This window comes from Cupriavidus alkaliphilus (genome assembly GCF_014191175.1).
Taxonomy (GTDB): domain Bacteria; phylum Pseudomonadota; class Gammaproteobacteria; order Burkholderiales; family Burkholderiaceae; genus Cupriavidus; species Cupriavidus alkaliphilus.
This window is the reverse complement of record NZ_JACHWE010000001.1, coordinates 77,236-94,620: the sequence shown is the minus strand read 5'-3', so window position 1 is coordinate 94,620 and position 17,385 is coordinate 77,236. Positions and strand designations below refer to the sequence as shown.

18 protein-coding genes and 1 pseudogene are annotated in these 17,385 nt (G+C 57.7%); 5 read left to right on the top strand and 14 right to left on the bottom strand.

Annotated features, from left to right (window positions below; translation table 11 throughout):
- Window positions 1-22: 22 nt before the first annotated feature.
- From FHX60_RS00445 to FHX60_RS00425, 5 genes are all read right to left on the bottom strand, one after another.
- Window positions 23-622, bottom strand: a complete 600-nt coding sequence (locus FHX60_RS00445; protein WP_260163243.1) for a restriction endonuclease fold toxin 5 domain-containing protein — start codon at window positions 620-622, stop codon at window positions 23-25.
- On the bottom strand, window positions 622-969 hold the full coding sequence (locus tag FHX60_RS00440; RefSeq protein ID WP_183282251.1) for a hypothetical protein: 348 nt from the start codon (window positions 967-969) through the stop codon (window positions 622-624). The genes FHX60_RS00445 and FHX60_RS00440 overlap by 1 nt, the downstream gene beginning before the upstream one ends.
- Entirely contained in the window at window positions 953-1,456 is a 504-nt protein-coding gene (locus FHX60_RS00435) for a DUF4123 domain-containing protein (protein WP_183282250.1), read from the bottom strand. Before FHX60_RS00435 ends, FHX60_RS00440 begins: the two co-directional genes overlap by 17 nt.
- 6 nt (window positions 1,457-1,462) lie before the next feature.
- On the bottom strand, window positions 1,463-1,855 hold the full coding sequence (locus tag FHX60_RS00430; RefSeq protein ID WP_183282249.1) for a PAAR domain-containing protein: 393 nt from the start codon (window positions 1,853-1,855) through the stop codon (window positions 1,463-1,465).
- A gap of 167 nt (window positions 1,856-2,022) precedes the next feature.
- A complete protein-coding gene (locus FHX60_RS00425; RefSeq protein WP_183282248.1) occupies window positions 2,023-2,316 on the bottom strand; it encodes a YciI family protein in 294 nt (97 codons plus the stop codon).
- A gap of 274 nt (window positions 2,317-2,590) precedes the next feature.
- Here FHX60_RS00425 and FHX60_RS00420 point away from each other — a divergent pair, with 274 nt between their 5' ends.
- The gene (locus tag FHX60_RS00420; protein WP_260163238.1) at window positions 2,591-4,309 is read left to right on the top strand and encodes an ATP-binding cassette domain-containing protein; all 1,719 of its coding nucleotides are present in this window, start codon (window positions 2,591-2,593) and stop codon (window positions 4,307-4,309) included.
- Between the two features lie 715 nt (window positions 4,310-5,024).
- On the opposite strand, the gene FHX60_RS00415 is transcribed toward FHX60_RS00420, so the two are convergent.
- Both FHX60_RS00415 and FHX60_RS00410 read right to left on the bottom strand, forming a co-directional pair.
- Window positions 5,025-6,203 (bottom strand): MFS transporter, encoded by a 1,179-nt coding sequence (locus tag FHX60_RS00415; RefSeq protein ID WP_183282246.1) that lies wholly within the window; start codon window positions 6,201-6,203, stop codon window positions 5,025-5,027.
- A gap of 126 nt (window positions 6,204-6,329) precedes the next feature.
- Window positions 6,330-6,608, bottom strand: a complete 279-nt coding sequence (locus tag FHX60_RS00410) for a hypothetical protein (RefSeq protein WP_183282245.1) — start codon at window positions 6,606-6,608, stop codon at window positions 6,330-6,332.
- Between the two features lie 357 nt (window positions 6,609-6,965).
- Here FHX60_RS00410 and FHX60_RS27950 point away from each other — a divergent pair, with 357 nt between their 5' ends.
- Window positions 6,966-7,484: a GNAT family N-acetyltransferase gene (locus tag FHX60_RS27950; RefSeq protein WP_183282817.1), complete on the top strand. Its 519-nt coding sequence runs from the start codon at window positions 6,966-6,968 to the stop codon at window positions 7,482-7,484.
- On the opposite strand, the pseudogene FHX60_RS27945 reads toward FHX60_RS27950, so the two are convergent.
- A pseudogene (locus FHX60_RS27945) lies at window positions 7,479-7,685 on the bottom strand (DNA-binding protein); the annotation flags it as partial. The gene FHX60_RS27950 and the pseudogene FHX60_RS27945 sit on opposite strands and share 6 nt — an antisense overlap.
- Window positions 7,686-7,724: 39 nt before the next feature.
- Here FHX60_RS27945 and FHX60_RS00395 point away from each other — a divergent pair.
- Window positions 7,725-8,492 (top strand): NYN domain-containing protein, encoded by a 768-nt coding sequence (locus FHX60_RS00395; RefSeq protein ID WP_183282244.1) that lies wholly within the window; start codon window positions 7,725-7,727, stop codon window positions 8,490-8,492.
- 16 nt (window positions 8,493-8,508) lie between these two features.
- Here FHX60_RS00395 and FHX60_RS00390 read toward each other — a convergent pair whose 3' ends face one another.
- On the bottom strand, window positions 8,509-8,718 hold the full coding sequence (locus FHX60_RS00390; protein WP_260163229.1) for an immunity 52 family protein: 210 nt from the start codon (window positions 8,716-8,718) through the stop codon (window positions 8,509-8,511).
- A gap of 537 nt (window positions 8,719-9,255) precedes the next feature.
- Between FHX60_RS00390 and FHX60_RS27940 the strand changes: the two genes are divergently transcribed.
- Together FHX60_RS27940 and FHX60_RS27935 are read left to right on the top strand one after the other, a co-directional pair.
- Complete coding sequence (locus FHX60_RS27940; protein ID WP_183282243.1) at window positions 9,256-9,471, top strand: SymE family type I addiction module toxin; 216 nt, start codon at window positions 9,256-9,258, stop codon at window positions 9,469-9,471.
- A gap of 134 nt (window positions 9,472-9,605) precedes the next feature.
- The gene (locus FHX60_RS27935) at window positions 9,606-9,746 is read left to right on the top strand and encodes a SymE family type I addiction module toxin (RefSeq protein ID WP_260163226.1); all 141 of its coding nucleotides are present in this window, start codon (window positions 9,606-9,608) and stop codon (window positions 9,744-9,746) included.
- 139 nt (window positions 9,747-9,885) lie between these two features.
- Here the strand turns inward: FHX60_RS27935 and FHX60_RS00375 are convergent, their stop codons facing one another.
- The 5 genes from FHX60_RS00375 to FHX60_RS00355 all read right to left on the bottom strand — a co-directional run bounded on the left by FHX60_RS00375 (window position 9,886) and on the right by FHX60_RS00355 (window position 17,281).
- Window positions 9,886-10,746 carry a hypothetical protein gene (locus FHX60_RS00375; protein ID WP_221209878.1) on the bottom strand — a complete coding sequence of 287 codons (861 nt, stop codon included), beginning with the start codon at window positions 10,744-10,746 and terminating at the stop codon, window positions 9,886-9,888.
- 24 nt (window positions 10,747-10,770) lie between these two features.
- Window positions 10,771-11,376: an SLATT domain-containing protein gene (locus FHX60_RS00370; protein ID WP_183282242.1), complete on the bottom strand. Its 606-nt coding sequence runs from the start codon at window positions 11,374-11,376 to the stop codon at window positions 10,771-10,773.
- Window positions 11,373-12,677: an SMODS domain-containing nucleotidyltransferase gene (locus tag FHX60_RS27885; protein WP_183282241.1), complete on the bottom strand. Its 1,305-nt coding sequence runs from the start codon at window positions 12,675-12,677 to the stop codon at window positions 11,373-11,375. The genes FHX60_RS00370 and FHX60_RS27885 overlap by 4 nt, the downstream gene beginning before the upstream one ends.
- A 303-nt stretch (window positions 12,678-12,980) precedes the next feature.
- On the bottom strand, window positions 12,981-14,180 hold the full coding sequence (locus FHX60_RS00360) for a ribonucleotide-diphosphate reductase subunit beta (protein ID WP_115688100.1): 1,200 nt from the start codon (window positions 14,178-14,180) through the stop codon (window positions 12,981-12,983).
- Between the two features lie 161 nt (window positions 14,181-14,341).
- Window positions 14,342-17,281, bottom strand: a complete 2,940-nt coding sequence (locus tag FHX60_RS00355; RefSeq protein ID WP_183282240.1) for a ribonucleoside-diphosphate reductase subunit alpha — start codon at window positions 17,279-17,281, stop codon at window positions 14,342-14,344.
- Window positions 17,282-17,385: the final 104 nt, after the last annotated feature.

Here is a 17,385-nt window from a genome sequence, read left to right as displayed (position 1 = left end):
AATTCATGTGACATAACCAGTATCAGGGGAAGTAGACCACCTCAATTAGGGGCGCTGCATCCCTGATCGCCTCTCGCATGTACGCGAATGAGATGGGCTCCATGAAATGCCACCGCAATCGCGTTGGTGGCATCGGTTGTGCTGCATGCTGCTGCCGTACAGCACTTGCAGTCATTAGCGCGAAGACCTTTCTTTGGAACGGGTAACGAAATTCCCCATCCTCATCAAAGAACTGGTCGTAAGTCGACTTCGCCTCTTTCAGGAGACACTGTCCGGATGCAAACCCATCGAACCGGACGCCGTTGAAGCTCCATTCGCACAAAAAGCCGGAAGGTGCTTCCGGCATACCAGAGACACGGCGCTGATACGCGATCGCGTCCGCACTCCACCCTGATGTCGGCTGAAGCGCAATCGCACCCTGATCAGGCGGACATTCTTCGCACCTTTCTTTTTCCTTTGACGGCGACTCAGCACGAGAGATCGGAGTGGTTCTCGAGTTCTCGGCTTCCTCCGTCCGTTGACGCGCCACTTCCGCTGCCGCGCCGGCTGCCGCCGCTGCCCCGAGCCACTGAACCACTCTCGAAGCAACCAACCGGATAGCAGGGATTGCAAGCGCCGCCATCAACCGTTCTCCTTGAAGACGAGCTTCATCACTGCTGACAGGTCGTCCAGTCGTTGTTCTGGCGTTGCGCCCGGCTTCAAGAGATACGCGCGGATCTGATGATCCGTTGCCATTTGCGGCGCATCGGCGCAGAGATAGAGCAACTTCACGATGTGTTGCGTTGAGAGCAGACCTGACTCCGCCGCCAGGCTATAACCCGCTTGCATTCGGCCGGAGATTTGCTCCCTGCCTAGCCTTTGCAACAGCTCCGGGCGATGAGCCAGAAACTGTTCGCAAACCGCGCCGACAAAGTTCTGCACCTCTGTGCGTCGCAGCGCCTGCCATTGCGCTTCACTGAGCGTCAGCATGCTGCCTCCCTATACAGACTCTGATGCCCTTGTCCAGCAAATGCCATTCATGGACATGACGGAAGAATTCCGTTCGTTGGTCACCTGCCATCAATTGAAAGAGGGATGCCAGCACACGTGGGTCCCAGAACCGCAAGAGCGCCGTTCTTCCGTCGGGCAGCTTGATGTCGAGTCGCAATTGCAGCAGTTGTGTGAGCCCGGTGAGATCGGCCTCAGCGATAAGCCAAGTGACGGCCGGCGCCGCCGTCTCCAGTGAGATCAAATCGCGCAGGACCGTTTCAGTCACCTGCGCCGCGTCAATCAGCCAAGGGCCTGCGTGCGCCAGCGCGTCATCCGCTGTACCGGAGAACAAGGCGACTATCCCCCCAGGCACATGTTCAAGCTGGCGCTCGCGATGCTGCTGATACAGCGCCCCATCCACCAGGGCATACAGGTTCAGCGTCTGCAAGCCCGTACGGAGTTGGCCGTATCGATCGAGGACATCCATCGTCAGCTACCCTCGGACGACGGTTGCTGCGCCTGCCATAGCCGCCTTCATCAGACAGTCCAGGCAGAGGCCAGACCCCGTTACCGCAGCTGCCCCTGCCGGTTCAAAGTCGGCGGCGACTGGCGCCTCTATGTCGCTTGCCAGCGTGGTGTCCTGGCTGGCCAACAACCTGGCACCGCAGGCGGTGCGGTCCATATGCCTGGCGTAGGGAACGCCATTGGGCGCAGTGATAATTCCGTTCCCTGCGAGGATCGGGAAAGTGCCCTTGCACTTGGGACAAATCGTCATGTCCCCTGCACGTGCCATGGCGCGATTGCCGATGATGCTGGTGGCATCGCCGGTAATGACCGTCCCTCCGTGCGTCGTCCGGTCGCCAACGCAAATGAGTCCGGAGATCAACTGACCCCTCCACCTTCGCTATGTTCGAGAAAGCCGCCTGACTGCCATGGCATGCTTGCTCAAGGTAGTTGGCGTAAGGGGGTCATCACAACAGACCTAATCTGCAAAGATATGCGTCTGTTTCTGCAAGGGTGAGGGAAAGGGCTGCATCAGGGCGAAGCCCTCAGTCAAAAGGTCACCGCTTCATCGAAGGCGCGGTGCCAGCTGTGGATCTCCACACGCTCACGTAGGCCTTGCGTCCAGAATGGATCCGTTTGAATGAGGGTCTCAACCTCCGCATGATCCCCGGCCCGGACAATCCAAGGCCCGCCAACCGCTCCCTGGTTCGGCGCTTCGCGCAGTGAGCCAGCGAGCAGGATCGCGTCGCGATGCAGAGCCAGCCAATCGAGATGGGCGTGCAGAAGGGCATTGCGCAGGGTGAGCTGGTCGGGCTTGTCGTGGAAGCGGACCGCAAAAATCATGGTGTTCCTCACCGGTGGAATGGCAACGATTTTGGTGGATCAGCCGCGAAGCATCGGCGCAAAAGCGCAGAACTTTCGCTGCGCCGCAAGCCCGCCCGTTGCTTGATGTCCGGCGAAGCGAAACCGCCAGAACTTTCTATTTGAATCTTCTGAATGCTCTGACGACCATTGCGTTGCAGCATACCTAACCTGTAAGCAGATGGGCCCGCTCGACACGGCACAACCAATCTGGTCCGTAGACCCCGCAAGACTTTGATGCCCGAAGGTGATGGCGATGAGGTTTCTTCTGGAGTTGTACAAGGATTGGATCTTCGCCTACCGCATCACGGTCAGGAAGTATCCATCCTTACCCATCCACTTCGGCGCAGCAACGCTATTTGTAGCGCTGTGCGCGGCTTTGTCGACGCTGGTCCCCTATCTCTTGCGGGAGGCCACCGATGCGCTGTCTGGAGATGCCTCGCATAGCGCTACGGGCGTTCCGCTGCTCCTGGCAGCCGCGTACGGACTGATCTGGACTGCCGCGCGCGCTTTCGATTGGCTGAAAGCCATACTTTCCGCGGCCGTTCTCGCGAGATGTGACGCTGCCTTCCATGACGCCATCTTTGCCCGACTGGTCAGGGTCGACTACCCGCGCCTGACTGCGGAAGACCCGGGCAAACTGGTCTCCGTCATCGCCCGAAGCCGCGCAGCCTTCAGTGCCATCACCTTTTCGATGTTCTGGACAATCGGACCGATGGTGCTGCAGTTGATGCTGTCCAGCCTCGTTCTGTGGCAACTGATCGGCGGCACCTTCGCGCTGGGATTTGCCGTCTCCATGATGCTTCTCTTTGCCGCGACATGGTTCCTCGCGGACAAGAGCAAGGGCGCCCATGAAGAGATTTTCAGCGGTGCCGACATGTTGTCGAGCCATCTTGTTGAGAAGCTCGGCTTCATGCTCGACATCAAACTCAACAACGCGTACGCCAGGGAAGATGCCGCGTTGCACCGCACGCTTGAGGTCTATATCGGCAAAGTGACCCATGGAAACACCCGGCTCGCCCTTTTGCTTGTGGCACAAGCCATTTGCACCGGCCTCTTGCTCACGCTGTTCACGGTGACTACCGCGTACGGCGTCATCCATTCAACATTCCGCGCCGGCGATTTCGTCATGATTGCCAGCTATATCGTGACGCTGGCAATCCCTTTCACGTATCTCGCGGGATCCCTGTCCGATTTGCGCCGCAACCATCTTGCACTGCGCGAGAGTTTCGGCCTTCTGGAACTGCCAATCGAGCGCACCGAATCCAGCGTGCACATCGACCGCACGGCGAATGAAGTCTGTCGCATCGAGAACGCAGTGGTGATCCAAGGCGGGAAGCAGATTCTGCAAGGCGTGAATATCACTGTCAGGCAGGGGGAGCTTGTCGCGCTCGTCGGGCCATCGGGTGCAGGCAAATCGAGTCTGGTCCACTTGATGCTCGGGCTCGCCTGCCCAGCGGCTGGCACTGTCTACCTGTTTGGCGTGGACGTCAGCAAGCTGGCCGTCAGCGATATCGCACGCGAGATCGCGGTAGCACCCCAAGCGCCGATGATTCTCACGGGCTCACTCAGGGAAAATCTGATCTACGGCTGCAGCAACGTGCCAGCCGACCATGCCCTGCATGAACTCGTAGCCTTGCTCGAATTGCAGGAGATTGCCGCGGACGGAAAAGGCGATATCCTGGATCGCCCGCTCGGCATTCAAGGCCGGGCGCTATCGGGAGGTGAGCGCCAGCGCGTCGCGCTGGGCCGTGCGCTCGCGCGCCGCCCAGCCGTAATCATTCTGGATGAGCCCACCTCATCGATCGATCCGGATCGCGAGGCGCGAATCTTTGCACGTGTCCGGCAGCGGGTACCAACGCTGATCGTGGTGACGCATCGCCATTCGCTGATCAAGACGGCAGAGCGCGTATATCGCGTTGCGAACGGCACCGTCCGGGAGCATTGTCCGGGCGTTGCGAATGCCGCGGGGTGACGCGGCAGTCGACCCGTTCCCAACGATCATCGCAGTGCCTGCTGCTCCTGCTTCAGGAGGTTCCCAGCAAAGAAGTCAGGGTCGATCAAGAGGAAATTTCCTCGACCACGCTCGGAAATCGCCCGATTGATTCCGTGCCCAATGCCTAGTTCCATGTCTTTGGAGGCATCCCAGCCATATTTTTCGTAACCAAAGATGGCCTCAGTTGAAAAGCACGATGCTTCACGCAGCAAACCGTGCAGACCCTTGTGTTACGGCGAATTTCGATTTGGCTTTTCCGGTTGTGAGTCGTCTTACCGTCTCTGCCGTCGCGGCCAGGCTTGGGCTGAGTGCCATGCCTATCCGCTAGCCATGGGGCCGGCCTTGCCCCATTTGGAAGGAGGTTCGCAATGTCCGAACTACACGGCCAATCTGGCGTACCAGCAGGTACGCTTATCACGATGTCGGAGCTGCATCGTCTGGCAATCTTCCTTGGCTGTCGTTACGACGTTGACGCTCGCCATGAAGCAAATGGCCATTGGGTGGTTATTTTCACAATCGCCGATCGTCGCTACGGCCTCAGTACAGTGCGGGGCCAGTTGCGGCGCTGGCGCCGGCTCGAGCCTCTTCTGACGTTCTTGAGCACGCATTGTCAGCACCACGACGCAATGCGCTTGCATACTGGTACTGGCTCATGGACCTTCTCTCGGTCGGCTGCGCCGGACAATTGACAAGGTCAATGCACGCGCCGCAGCGTCACAGCCGCGACAAGCGCGGAAATCGTACAGACCACCGCGACAGGCAGTGCCGAATCGTTGTAGGCAATACCCGCCAGGAACGCGACAGCGCCGCCGGTCAAGGTCTGCAGTCCGCCCAGCATGCCAGCGGCAAATGCCCGGTACTCGGCAGCGACATTCATCATCCATGCATTGGCGACGGGGACAACCAGGCAGTAACCCAGTTGGGCAGCGGCCAATGCCGCCAGGAACAGGTGAAGCGCGCGCACTTCCGTGATGGAGAGCAGCATTAGCCCAAGTGCCGAAAGGCATTGGAAGAAGATGCCGGCGGCAACCAGGCTGCGCTCCGACACGCGTGCCATCAGCGCCCCGGAGCAGAGATAGCCGATCACGCCGACCCCTGCAAAGCCGGCAAAAACGATCCCTATTGCAGTAACTGGCAAGCTAAAACGGCTTGCCAACAGGAATGGTTTGGCCACCAGTAAGGTGGTATAGCTGCCCTGCGTCGCGCACAGCAGAATCAGCGGAATCCTGGCCGTCATGCAAAGACTAGCCAACTCACCCCATGACATCGCCTGCCCGGATGGCCGGGCATCGCGAGTGGTCGGGGCGGCCGGCGGAGGAAACATTGCGAATAGCAGCGGCACCGCGAGCAGAGGCAAGCAGAACCCTGCAAACATTGCGCGCCACCCCCACGCAGCAGCGACCCATCCGCCAGCCAACGGCGCAACGATGCTGGTTGCTTGCAATGCGGCCTGGCCATAGGCAAATAGCCTCTTGTATCGCTCATGGGTCAAGAGGTCACGCATGAGGGCGCGGGTTCCGACTGCGCCTATTGCATTGACCGCAAACATTGCCAGCAGAGCGACGGCATAGGCCAGGTAGCTTTGTGCGGCCGCACTTAACAAGGCCAGCAAGCAGGTCGCCGCGGCGCTCACGGTTACTGTGCGCAGCCGGCCAATGTGATCGACCAGCCATGGCGCACAGATAAAGACAGCGGCCCCCACCATCAAGGTTGCCGAGAAAAAGGCTTGAAATCTCGCCTGGCTGACGCCAAGGTCGGCGCTGATCAAAGGAAGCGCGGGGCTGATCACATCGAATAGCGCCGCCACCAGTATTGTTCGGAAGACGAGGCACACATAGACGATTGTTGCTGCTGATCTCAGGCGGGCTGTCATTTGCGCTCACGGAAAATCATCGCCGCTGCTAACGGCATCGCTCTTTCTTCTTGGCCTCATATTGCAATATGAGCAGCGCCATGGCATGCAGAATCGTCTCGACATGCCATGGCTGATCGCCGCATCTCAAGCAGCTAAAGCCTCAAGCTTGTCGACGCGACAAAGTTTTCGTGACCTTCGTTTTTCGCTGCCGGCGCACCAAATCTCAATGATGTCCTTGTGCTCCGGATAGCGATGGGAGAAATAGTTGGAAAATTCCTCCCACTGGTTCTGATTGAGCATTTCATGCAACCTGTCGAAATCCTCCTTTGGAAATGGAAGGTCCATGTGCATTCTGAATGCCGACTCCTTTTCAGGGGTAGCATGGTCACAGAATACCTCGGCATTATATTGATATTGTCCCATCTTTAGTCTCTCCTGACGGTCAAAGTGAGCAGCACTATTGCCGCTCACCCTTAGCGTATGAGTGGATTTATGGAACGCCAAGTTATTGCGGCGAATATATTTCTATCCTAATTTCTAGGTCTTAAGTAACAGACGATGTCTCGGAATGACATAGGAAGACGGATACGGAAGAGCGCGGAGCAAAACGCATGCATGCGATCCGAGATTGACGATTGCTAGTGCGTGGGCCCGATGGCTATTGAAAATTGCTGACCCATCCAGAACGAAAGACGTTTAGCAGCCATCTTTGGAAATTTCTTATTTCCCCAAGCTAACCCACGAACTACCCTGTACGTTGGCCAAAAGCGAAGAACCATCATGTCCTGCCGAGCACGAAGTCCCCTATCAGAGACTGCCCAGCACGTTGATTCCATTTGGGAAAGAGAATGCTCTGAGGTCGAATACGGAACGTCGTGCGAACTGCCTGTACGGCGTTTCACTAGTGGTGACTTGAAACTGCTAGCCCCACTGACTTACGCCGCCTTCGCAGATACGGTAGATAGTGCGCCGCTGGAGCAATGGACGAGCAAGATCTCCGCTATCGTCAACGGCCGGTACGGGGCTTTTTTGCCAACGGCCTCCTTCGTTGCTGAGGCCCCCTCAGGTCAATTGACAGGCGTGGTACTCGCTACTGACTTTCCGCTCTATCAGGCTCCTGTCATCGCATTGATCGCTGTCGTCCCTTCCGCACAAGGTAGGGGCATGGGCTCCTACTTGCTGCTCCGGTGCATCGATGCTCTTGCTGCCGAGGGATTTGCTGTGTGCCGGGCCAGGATCTCGCTCGGCAATGAGGCTTCGCAGCGGCTGTTTCGGAAGAATGCCTTTAAGCTTCGCTAGCACCAAATTGCGCACATTCTGACGGGACATGCCGACGGCATCGGCGATATCGGTGAGCCCCACCAGATCGGGAACCGCTTCGATCAGCACAGCGGACGGCACGGCGCGGGAGGCATTGGGAAGGGCGCTCACTCGAGCCTTGGCAATTGCGGGTTTCCCGTGTCTCGGACAACCGCCGCCAAACGTTTCGGAATCTGCCATTATCATCGCGACATCCTCAGCCACTCTACGAAAAAACAGATGAGCGCAACCGTCCCTGCTTCCGAGTCTCGCGTTGCTGTATTGGTTGACTGCGATAACACGACGCCAGAGATACTGGACTACGCCCTCCGCGTCGTCGCCCAATTCGGGCGGGTGGTCCTGCGTCGAGGTTATGGCAACCAGAATACGTTGGGCAAGACATGGCAGGACGCGCTGGTGCGCCAGGCATTTACGCCATGCCTCCAGTATCAATACGCTGCCGGCAAGAACACCGCCGACATTGCACTAGCGCTGGATGCGCTGGAAGCTATGTTCGACCACCGCGCTGACAAGTTCTGCCTGGTCACCAGCGACTCTGACTTTGCCTATCTCTGCCGCAAGCTGCGGGAGCGTGGCGCGACGGTGTGCATCGTCGGGGAAGCAAAGACGCCACAAGCCCTTCGCAACGCCAGCGACCAGTTCTTTGAATGGGTACCGGCGGCCACAGCGGCGACGGAGACTGCCGCCGAAGTGCCAGGGCCAGCGAAGTCTGAGGCCCCGAAGCCAGCCATACCCAAACGGCGCCCAAGGTTCGTGGTGGATGCCATCAGCTTGCTTGCGAGCAATACGTCAGAAGGGCGCGTTCATCTCAGCGCGCTGGGACAGTACCTCAAGCGCACCGATCCGAGCTTTTCTCCTGCCACCTACGGTCACTCTGGCCTAGTGGATATGTTGAAGACGTATGACCTGCTGGCGCTCAAGCGGGAGACGGGTGGTCACTACACCGTGGGACTGGCGGAAGCCGGATTAAGCGAAACAACTGGTTGATGACGATGGCTAGAGGTCAGCGTATCGGGGGAAGGAGGTCTTGGTCGACAAGCCGCACCTCAATACTGTTCGCCAGCCTTACGTGATCAGGAAGCAAGTCCGAGAACACTTGATCGACGACACTGATGATGATGATCCCGACTTGCCACTGCTCTCTCACGACCAGAACGAGAGCACCCGCTTCCGGCACCTCACGTTGTGTGATTGAGCCCGGCAGATAGATCATGTTTCCGACGCCCCGGATGATCGCGAAACACCTTCTTCGTCATATACGACTGAGCGTGCGCGGTAATTGGCAAGGGTGACCAGATGACGGCGGCTTGTTAAGGGCGCGCCGATCGAGGCCGACGCCGAGGTGCGGTTCGATAGCAGTGCCGATGTCGCATGACCGCGGATCGGGCAAAAAAGGGGGGTGCAGCTCTAATGAGGCACGACAGAACGTGTTGACTGCCGCGTCGTCGGTCGATCCGACAGATAGCGAGGACTACGACTTCATCAAGGTGTGTGTTGCGAACTTAGACTCGTCTCATTCACCGGCGTGCAGGCGACGCGTAGGCTTGCCCATGGTGCTGAACACACCCCCGCAGCGTTGCCACGTCCGACAGTCGTGGCGTGTCTTCCATAGCATTCTGCTAAGGCCGGGCAGCGCGCATCGATACAAGACCCGAAAGGGGAAACATGCGGGCCGATCTGCGGGCGGTGTTCAAGTGCCCGGCCGCCCAGCTTGCAAGGGCGAATCCAAGTTTCGAATCAGGAGTTCGCTATGCGGAAGACATCTTCCACTGCGCACGTGCGCACATTCACGACCAGCTACAGGCATTTCCACGTCAAGCCAACGGAAGGTAACCGCTATAGTGGGATGCGAAGCGTTCCATGGATTCGATTGGGTGGGATATGGTTGGAACGGGCGGGCTTCAAGATCGGGCAGTCGCTCAAGGTTGAAGTACGGAACAAGGTTGTCGTAATTTCCTCGGAGTAGCTGCCGTGGGAAGGGATTCGTAGGTGTCTTGCTGCGCATCCCCAAAATCCTTGTCGGGACGAGACTAAGGGGACCTAGACTAAGGGGACGGAACGATTTCTGACCTAGATCTTGAAATAGATCTGTCCCCTTCCTTGCTTTCTCTGGTCTCTGGTCTGCGGACAAATCCGTGGATTCAGTTGCGGGGCGGGTGGTTGGAAAAGGCCGGATTTAGCGTCGGGCAATCGCGGAAGGTAAAGGTACAGCGCGGGCCTGTTGTTATTTGGGTGGGTTAGCGCAACGAGCGTGTTGCAGCGCACTGACCGCCGTTCATCCCTGTCGCGAGCGCGAATCATTGGACGCGGCGGAACTTCCCAAGAAAAATCAACAGGGAGCCTCGGATCCCTCGACCCCGGCTCCTCTAAACGACATACGCTATGCCTCCGCAGGTTGCGCTATCGCCTTTATCGACCGATGGATTCGCGACATCAAACGTCGAAAATGCGTATGATCAGCCTTATCTTCACACCGCATCATCACTTCCTCCGTTTCCCTTGCTAAGATGTCCAGCCTTTCCATACGCTCCGGTGCGGGCAGATTTTTGGCGTTCTGCAGCTTATCTAGGTTGGTTGCAATACGCTCATACTCGATAGCGGAGATCGACCCTCGTCGAGGGCTCGAGAGCCTGTCATAGGCTGCCATCTCCACAAGCTTTCGGATCTCTCGCATTTCCGCCTGCATTACACCAAATGCAAGCTCACCCTTATTACCCCCTTTTAGATCGGGGATCTTCGCAGATTCATTGAGAGCTAAGAGCTTCACAATTGAGTTGACATTTCCCGCCTCCAACCCAGCAGCCACTGTCGCCTCAATCGCGTCCTTCAACTCCCCTTGACTGTGCAGGACATCGTGGTATTTCATATCCCTTGAATACTCGAGATATCGGAGCGGCGCAATATCGAATATCTTCGGCGTCCCAGATTCCTGTATTAGCACCACAGGCCTATCGAAAGCCTGCCTTATACCGAGTTCAAATAAAACATTTGGATTTCTGCTACTGAGATCACATATCGCAACCGGCGCCTCGATAAGCTTCTTCAGAATATCCAGATGAATAAGATTCGTCGCCTTAACATCATCAGCCCGAACCGCCTGATATCCGGCCATCTCGCATGACGGCGCTATTATATTCTCATAAACATGCTTGAAATGCCCCGCAGGATATCCATCGACATCTGCGATCGGCATTATAATAAAGCAATCTTTAAAAACCCCCGCTTCCGCCATAGCAATCACCCGTTTTTCTTATAAAGAAAAATACTACCACAAGCCGCGAATACAGGAATATTCGATATTCCGCAATAACACAGCAACGACGCCCACAAAGGCAACCGCAACGAAGACAGCAAAGCTGAGCGGAACCTTATCGCGGAGCAACCCAAAGTTCTTTTGTTCGTTTACCCAGTCAATTTGGTGTTGCCAGAAGAATTTATAGTGGGCATACCAATCACTGAAGAGAATCTGCTTGCTTATGCAAGCAGCATAGTACGCCCCTTCCAACTCCGATAACTTCTCAACGTAGGCTGAAAGATCCGACTCGGACGTGGATTGCACTTGCCTATACAGATCACGGAGGCGATTGTACAACGTCGTTAGCTTAACACCGGCCTGCTCATATGAAGATTTTCGAGCATCATAGAAAGATATATAAAGAGCAATGATACCGAGGACAACAAATGTCGCCGACAAAAATTTGTGCGATAGCGCATCAAATGCCAAAGCATATACACCGAACGCCGTCGAGATGAAGCCAATGAGGCCTGGCATTTTCTCGACAATATCATATGTCGCAAAATGCTTCTTCGCACCAAAGCCAACATTATATCCAGTGGCAGCAATATTTTTAAGCAGACCGTCCTTGTTCATGCTGAAACTCGGCCCGCAATAGGCACATGAATTCTGTTCTTGGCCACGACCACACCGCACTTTACGGCATAACATTCCACGACGTGATCACCCGCAAAATCCGTGCGCTCCGAAATTGTGAGCCGCCCTGTATCTCGAAAAATCTGCCCTCTCACACAATTGCGCCGCTTTGCCTCGCCCCCTCGGTTCAAGACCTTCCAATACAAATCGAAATTTCCGGGAACATCGTGCCCTTCAACGTAGAAGCGCAGTCCTTTTTGCACCTGCAATGGAAGTCGTCCACGCAAAAATTCCCGAAGCCTATATTCTCGGAACCCATTCTGAGAAACATCGCAATTAATTTCGATGGAGAATCGAATATCGATGGGGTACAGATCCTCAACGAATTGCTCGGTACTGGAATACTCAAATTTTTCAATAGCAATAGATGTAACGCCACGCTTATCTGAAATCGGATAGGCGTTCCCAAATACCTTGCGCCAACGATCCCTACGCTTGCCCTCATCCGTCTCTTCTATTGCATCAAGACATAGTTTGTGTGCGTTCTTTGCTGCAGTCTGAAACTTGCTCTTGACCTTGACTCGCTGCCCACTACCTAGTGCAGCATGGTATTCCTGGGCCGGCAAGTCGGCGATGTATTCAAAAAAATCACGACTCATCCAATCGTAGTAAAGATAGCTTTTATCGTCGAACGCTGCCGTACACTTCAGGAAATTATGGGCAAGTGTGTCAATCAGGAGGCCACCCATTCCCACACCGTGCTTGTTTTTCCAAGCTCGAATCATTTTGCAGAGGCGCCGGAGATTGTCATTCTTCTCCGCATTAAACTCGGACATTGCCCGAATTTCATCACGCGGCTTAGTTATTTTCCAACTGCCACCTGAGTAAGTATCCGGATACTTGAAACTCCCGTCATCTTGTTCAAATACAGGTTGAACCTCGATATGAAAATCCTTGTACAGGACCCTGATAACCAGGCGGTCAACATAAACCTCTGTCTGTGGATATCGGGCCTTGATAGCCTCCTTAGTTCGCGTCAGCAACCTCGACTGGCCGCCAACACGATAATCGTCCCAGCAACGCTTGGGGACAAAATAAAGCATATCGAGATCAGAAATTCCCTTGATAGCAGTACCACGACCATAGGAGCCAACCTGCAAACTGTTCGCCGTCTTGGAATCGGTATCGCGGAACTCCTTATTCAGAGCCGCCGTAATCTCCCCATATCGCAGACTGATCTGCTCTGCATTATCAACCGCAAGGTTGGAAAGAAATCCCCGAAAATCTTCAGCTATACCCACAGCGAAACCTCACCAGAAGGCTACCCAAACTCGCAACCAAGTAAGAATTTGATTAAAGCGGTACAGAGAAAGCGATGACTCAAACTCCAAATCTTCCCATGTAACACGATCCGAACGAAGGCGATATGGGGATCAGCGCTACTTTGCGATCGACCGCCGAAATCTCAGAGAAAATTTTCGAATAAGATCGCCGGCGCCATTTCGAATCGAGCGGCCTATAAAATCTAGAAATGCAGCCGACCAAGGTCCAAAACTAGATGGGGCGCGCTTTCGCGCACCCCATTCCACATTGTTGCAGTTTATTCAATCCCAGCTCAACGCCCCACCCGTCTGATACTCAATAACCCGAGTCTCAAAGAAGTTCCGCTCCTTCTTAAGATCGATCATCTCGCTCATCCACGGGAACGGATTCTCCTCATTCGGGAACAGCTGATCCAAGCCAATCTGCTGGCACCGACGATTGCAAATAAACCGCAGGTAAGACTTAAACATCGGCGCATTCAGCCCCAGCACCCCACGCGGCATGGTGTCCTCAGCGTAGCGGTATTCAAGATCAACAGCCTTCTTGAACAACTCCGTAATCTCAGCCTTAAACTCCGCCGTCCAAAGATGCGGATTCTCCAGCTTGATCTGATTAATCAGGTCGATACCAAAATTGCAGTGCAGCGACTCATCCCGCAGGATGTACTGATACTGCTCCGCCGCCCCCGTCATCTTGTTCTGCCGCCCCATCGCCAGGATCTGCGTGAAGCCCACATAGAAGAACAGCCCTTCCATGATGCAGGCGAACACGATCAGCGACTTGAGCAGCTTCTGGTCGTTTTCCGGCGTGCCGGTCTTGAACGACGGGTCGGTCAGCGTGTCGATGAACGGGATCAGGAACTCGTCCTTGTCGCGGATCGACTGCACTTCGTGGTAGGCGTTGAAGATTTCGGCTTCGTTCAGGCCCAGCGATTCAACGATGTACTGGTAGGCGTGCGTGTGGATGGCCTCTTCAAAGGCCTGGCGCAGCAGGTACTGGCGGCATTCCGGCGCGGTGATCTGGCGGTAGGTGCCCAGCACGATGTTGTTGGCGGCCAGCGAGTCGGCGGTGACGAAGAAGCCGAGGTTGCGCTTGATGATGCGGCGCTCGTCTTCGGTCAGGCCATTGGGGTCTTTCCACGTCGCGATGTCGCGCGACATGTTGATTTCCTGCGGCATCCAGTGGTTGGCGCAGCCGGCCAGGTACTTTTCCCACGCCCACTTGTACTTGAACGGGACGAGCTGGTTGACGTCGGTCGAGCCGTTGATGACGCGCTTGTCGGCGGCGTTGACGCGGCGGTTGCTTTGCGCGGCGGCGGCGTTGGGGTTGTTGCCCAGGATGCCGGCTTGCGTGGCGCTCGGCGGCAGGACGCCTTGCTGGTCAGCGGTGGCAGCCGCGGGGTTGGAAACTGCAGCGGGTTGCAGGGCAGGCTGCGGTGCGGCCTGCGGGGTGGCTTGAACGTCGTCGTCCCAGCTCAGCATGATGTTGTTTCTCCGTGATTCGATTGGGGGGCGCGGTGGTCAATGATGACGGCTCACGTTGTGGTGGCGCCGGCCCTCTCCCCCGGCCCCTCTCCCGCATGCGGGAGAGGGGAGCAAACCCCGGGGGTGGTTGGTTACTACGCTATGTCGCTACTGCGGGATTACTGGCAGGCTTCGCACTCTTCAAAGCCGGGGTCGCCCGGGCGCATCGTGCAGACGGCGCCTTCCGCTTCCGGCATGGCCGGAGCCGAAGCAGCCGCCGCATCCAGTGCCGAACCACCATCACTACCCGACGACACCGCATTCAGCGAGCCGCGCGACACGGTGGACTTCTCCACGTGGGTGGCAGCCATGGTGCGCAGGTAGTACGTGGTCTTCAGGCCGCGCAGCCAGGCCAGCTTGTAGGTGTCGTCCAGCTTCTTGCCCGAGGCGCCGGCCATGTAGATGTTCAGGGATTGGGCCTGGTCGATCCACTTCTGGCGGCGGCTGGCGGCTTCGACCAGCCAGGTGGGCTCGACTTCGAACGCGGTGGCGTAGATGTCGCGCAGGTCTTGCGGAATGCGGTCGATGCGCGACAGCGAGCCGTCGAAGTACTTCAAATCGGCGACCATCACCTCGTCCCACAGGCCGCGTTCCTTCAGGTCGCGCACCAGGTAGTCATTGACCACGGTGAACTCGCCCGACAGGTTGGACTTGACGTACAGGTTCTGGAAGGTCGGCTCGATGCAGGCGGACACGCCGATGATGTTCGAGATCGTGGCCGTCGGCGCGATGGCGATGCAGTTCGAGTTGCGCATGCCGTGCTGCTTGATGCGGGCGCGCAGGCTGTCCCAGTCCATGGTGCTGGACAGGTCCACTTCCAGGTAGCCGCCGCGCTCTTCGGCCAGCAGCTTGAGCGAGTCCTGCGGCAGGATGCCGCGGTCCCACAGCGAGCCGGTGTAGGTCTCGTAGCGGCCACGCTCTTCGGCCAGCTCGGTGGAGGCCTGGTAGGCGTAGTAGCACACGGCTTCCATCGAGGTGTCGGCGAACTTCACCGCGGCTTCGCTGGCGTACGGGGTGCGCAGCACGTGCAGGCAGTCCTGGAAGCCCATGATGCCCATGCCGACCGGACGGTGGCGCATGTTGGAATTGCGGGCCTTCTCGACAGCGTAGTAGTTGATGTCGATGACGTTATCCAGCATCCGCATGGCGGTGCGGATGGTCTTCTGCAGCTTGGCGTGGTCGAGCGCGTACGAACCGTCGGCCTGCTTGGCCAGGTGGGCGACCAGGTTGACCGAACCCAGGTTGCAGACGGCGATTTCGCTGTCGTTGGTGTTCAGCGTGATTTCCGTGCACAGGTTGGAGCTGTGGACGACGCCGACGTGCTGCTGCGGGCTGCGGATGTTGCACGGATCCTTGAAGGTGATCCACGGGTGGCCGGTCTCGAACAGCATGCCCAGCATCTTGCGCCACAGTTGCAGCGCGGGCAGCTTCTTGAACAGCTTCAGTTCGCCGCTGGCGGCCTTGGCTTCATAGCCCAGGTAAGCCTTTTCGAATTCCTTGCCGACCTTGTCGTGCAGGTCCGGGCAGGTGGCGGGCGAGAACAGGGTCCACTCGCCGCCTTCCATCACGCGCTTCATGAACAGGTCCGGGATCCAGTTGGCCGTGTTCATGTCGTGGGTGCGGCGGCGGTCGTCGCCGGTGTTCTTGCGCAGCTCCAGGAACTCCTCGATGTCCAGGTGCCACGTTTCCAGGTAGGCGCAGACCGCGCCCTTGCGCTTGCCGCCCTGGTTCACGGCCACGGCGGTGTCGTTCACCACCTTCAGGAACGGGACCACGCCCTGCGACTTGCCGTTGGTGCCCTTGATGTGCGAGCCGAGCGCGCGCACGTTGGTCCAGTCATTGCCGAGGCCGCCGGCGAACTTGGACAGCAGCGCGTTTTCCTTCAGCGCTTCATAGATGCCTTCCAGGTCGTCCGAGACGGTGGTCAGGTAGCACGACGACAGCTGCGAGCGGCGGGTGCCGGAGTTGAACAGCGTCGGCGTGGACGACATGAAGTCGAACGACGACAGCAGCTGGTAGAACTCGATGGCGCGCGCTTCGCGGTCCTTCTCGTTCAGCGCCAGGCCCATGGCCACGCGCATGAAGAAGGCCTGCGGCATTTCGATGCGGGTTTCATCGATATGCAGGAAGTAGCGGTCGTACAGGGTCTGCAGGCCCAGGTAGTTGAACTGGAAGTCGCGGCCGGCGTCCAGCGCGGCGCCCAGGCGGGCCAGGTCGAAGGTGGCCAGCTTCTCGTCCAGCAGCTCGGCGGCGATGCCGCGCGCGATGAACTTGGGGAAGTACTCGGCGTAGCGCGTGGCCATCTCGGCCTGGGTCACTTCGGTGCCCAGGATTTCCTTGCGGATGGTGTGCAGCAGGATACGGGCGGTGACCTGGCTGTAGTCCGGGTCCTTTTCGATCAGGGTACGCGCGGCCAGGATGGCGGAGTCGTACACCTGCGTCATCGGCACGCCTTCGTACAGGTTCTTCAGGGTTTCCTTCAGGATCGGCTCGGCGCTGACCGCATCGCCCAGGCCGGAGCAGGCGTTGTCGATCAGGGCGTGCAGCGCGACGATGTCCAGCGGCTTGGTCACGCCGGCGTCGGTCACGTTGATGCTGATGCCGCCTTCCTGCACGCGGGCCACGGCTTCGGCGCTGGCGCTGGCACGCTCGGCCTTGCGCTTCTCGCGGTACAGCACGTAGGCGCGGGCCACTTCATGCTCGCCCGAGCGCATCAGCGACAGCTCAACCTGGTCCTGCACGTCTTCGATATGAATGGCGCCACCGCTCGGGCGGCTGCGCACCAGCGCGCGCACCACGTTGTTGGTCAGCTGCTCGACGATCTCGCGCACGCGCGCGCTGGCGGCGCCCTGCCCGCCATTGACGGCGAGGAAGGCCTTGGTCATGGCGACGGCGATCTTGGACGGCTCGAACGCCACCACGGCACCGTTGCGACGAATGATCTTGTGATCCGGGTAATTCGTGGTCGCGGCGTTGGGGGTCTGCTGCGTGGTCGAGGCCTGGCTGGCAACGCCGGCGGCGGCGCCACCCGTGGTGATTTCGTTCTGGGCCGTTTGCATGAGAACTCCTGTTTTTACCCTGGAAATAAGAGACGAAAGAGTCCCTGGCGAAATGCGGCGAAAAGAACGTCCCTCCCGGCTCGCAAGCGGGTACGGACAGACTG

What these genes read in the sequence shown, in the direction of transcription:
- FHX60_RS00395 (WP_183282244.1), top strand. Translation starts at nt 7,725, where the DNA reads ATGAGCGCAACCGTCCCTGCTTCCGAGTCTCGCGTTGCTGTATTGGTT.
- FHX60_RS27940 (WP_183282243.1), top strand. Translation starts at nt 9,256, where the DNA reads ATGCGGAAGACATCTTCCACTGCGCACGTGCGCACATTCACGACCAGC.
- FHX60_RS00425 (WP_183282248.1), bottom strand. Translation starts at nt 2,316, where the DNA reads ATGATTTTTGCGGTCCGCTTCCACGACAAGCCCGACCAGCTCACCCTG.
- FHX60_RS00415 (WP_183282246.1), bottom strand. Translation starts at nt 6,203, where the DNA reads ATGACAGCCCGCCTGAGATCAGCAGCAACAATCGTCTATGTGTGCCTC.
- FHX60_RS00440 (WP_183282251.1), bottom strand. Translation starts at nt 969, where the DNA reads ATGCTGACGCTCAGTGAAGCGCAATGGCAGGCGCTGCGACGCACAGAG.
- FHX60_RS00370 (WP_183282242.1), bottom strand. Translation starts at nt 11,376, where the DNA reads ATGAACAAGGACGGTCTGCTTAAAAATATTGCTGCCACTGGATATAAT.
- FHX60_RS00420 (WP_260163238.1), top strand. Translation starts at nt 2,591, where the DNA reads ATGAGGTTTCTTCTGGAGTTGTACAAGGATTGGATCTTCGCCTACCGC.
- FHX60_RS00445 (WP_260163243.1), bottom strand. Translation starts at nt 622, where the DNA reads ATGGCGGCGCTTGCAATCCCTGCTATCCGGTTGGTTGCTTCGAGAGTG.
- FHX60_RS27950 (WP_183282817.1), top strand. Translation starts at nt 6,966, where the DNA reads ATGTCCTGCCGAGCACGAAGTCCCCTATCAGAGACTGCCCAGCACGTT.
- FHX60_RS00390 (WP_260163229.1), bottom strand. Translation starts at nt 8,718, where the DNA reads ATGATCTATCTGCCGGGCTCAATCACACAACGTGAGGTGCCGGAAGCG.
- FHX60_RS00410 (WP_183282245.1), bottom strand. Translation starts at nt 6,608, where the DNA reads ATGGGACAATATCAATATAATGCCGAGGTATTCTGTGACCATGCTACC.
- FHX60_RS00360 (WP_115688100.1), bottom strand. Translation starts at nt 14,180, where the DNA reads ATGCTGAGCTGGGACGACGACGTTCAAGCCACCCCGCAGGCCGCACCG.
- FHX60_RS00355 (WP_183282240.1), bottom strand. Translation starts at nt 17,281, where the DNA reads ATGCAAACGGCCCAGAACGAAATCACCACGGGTGGCGCCGCCGCCGGC.
- FHX60_RS00435 (WP_183282250.1), bottom strand. Translation starts at nt 1,456, where the DNA reads ATGGATGTCCTCGATCGATACGGCCAACTCCGTACGGGCTTGCAGACG.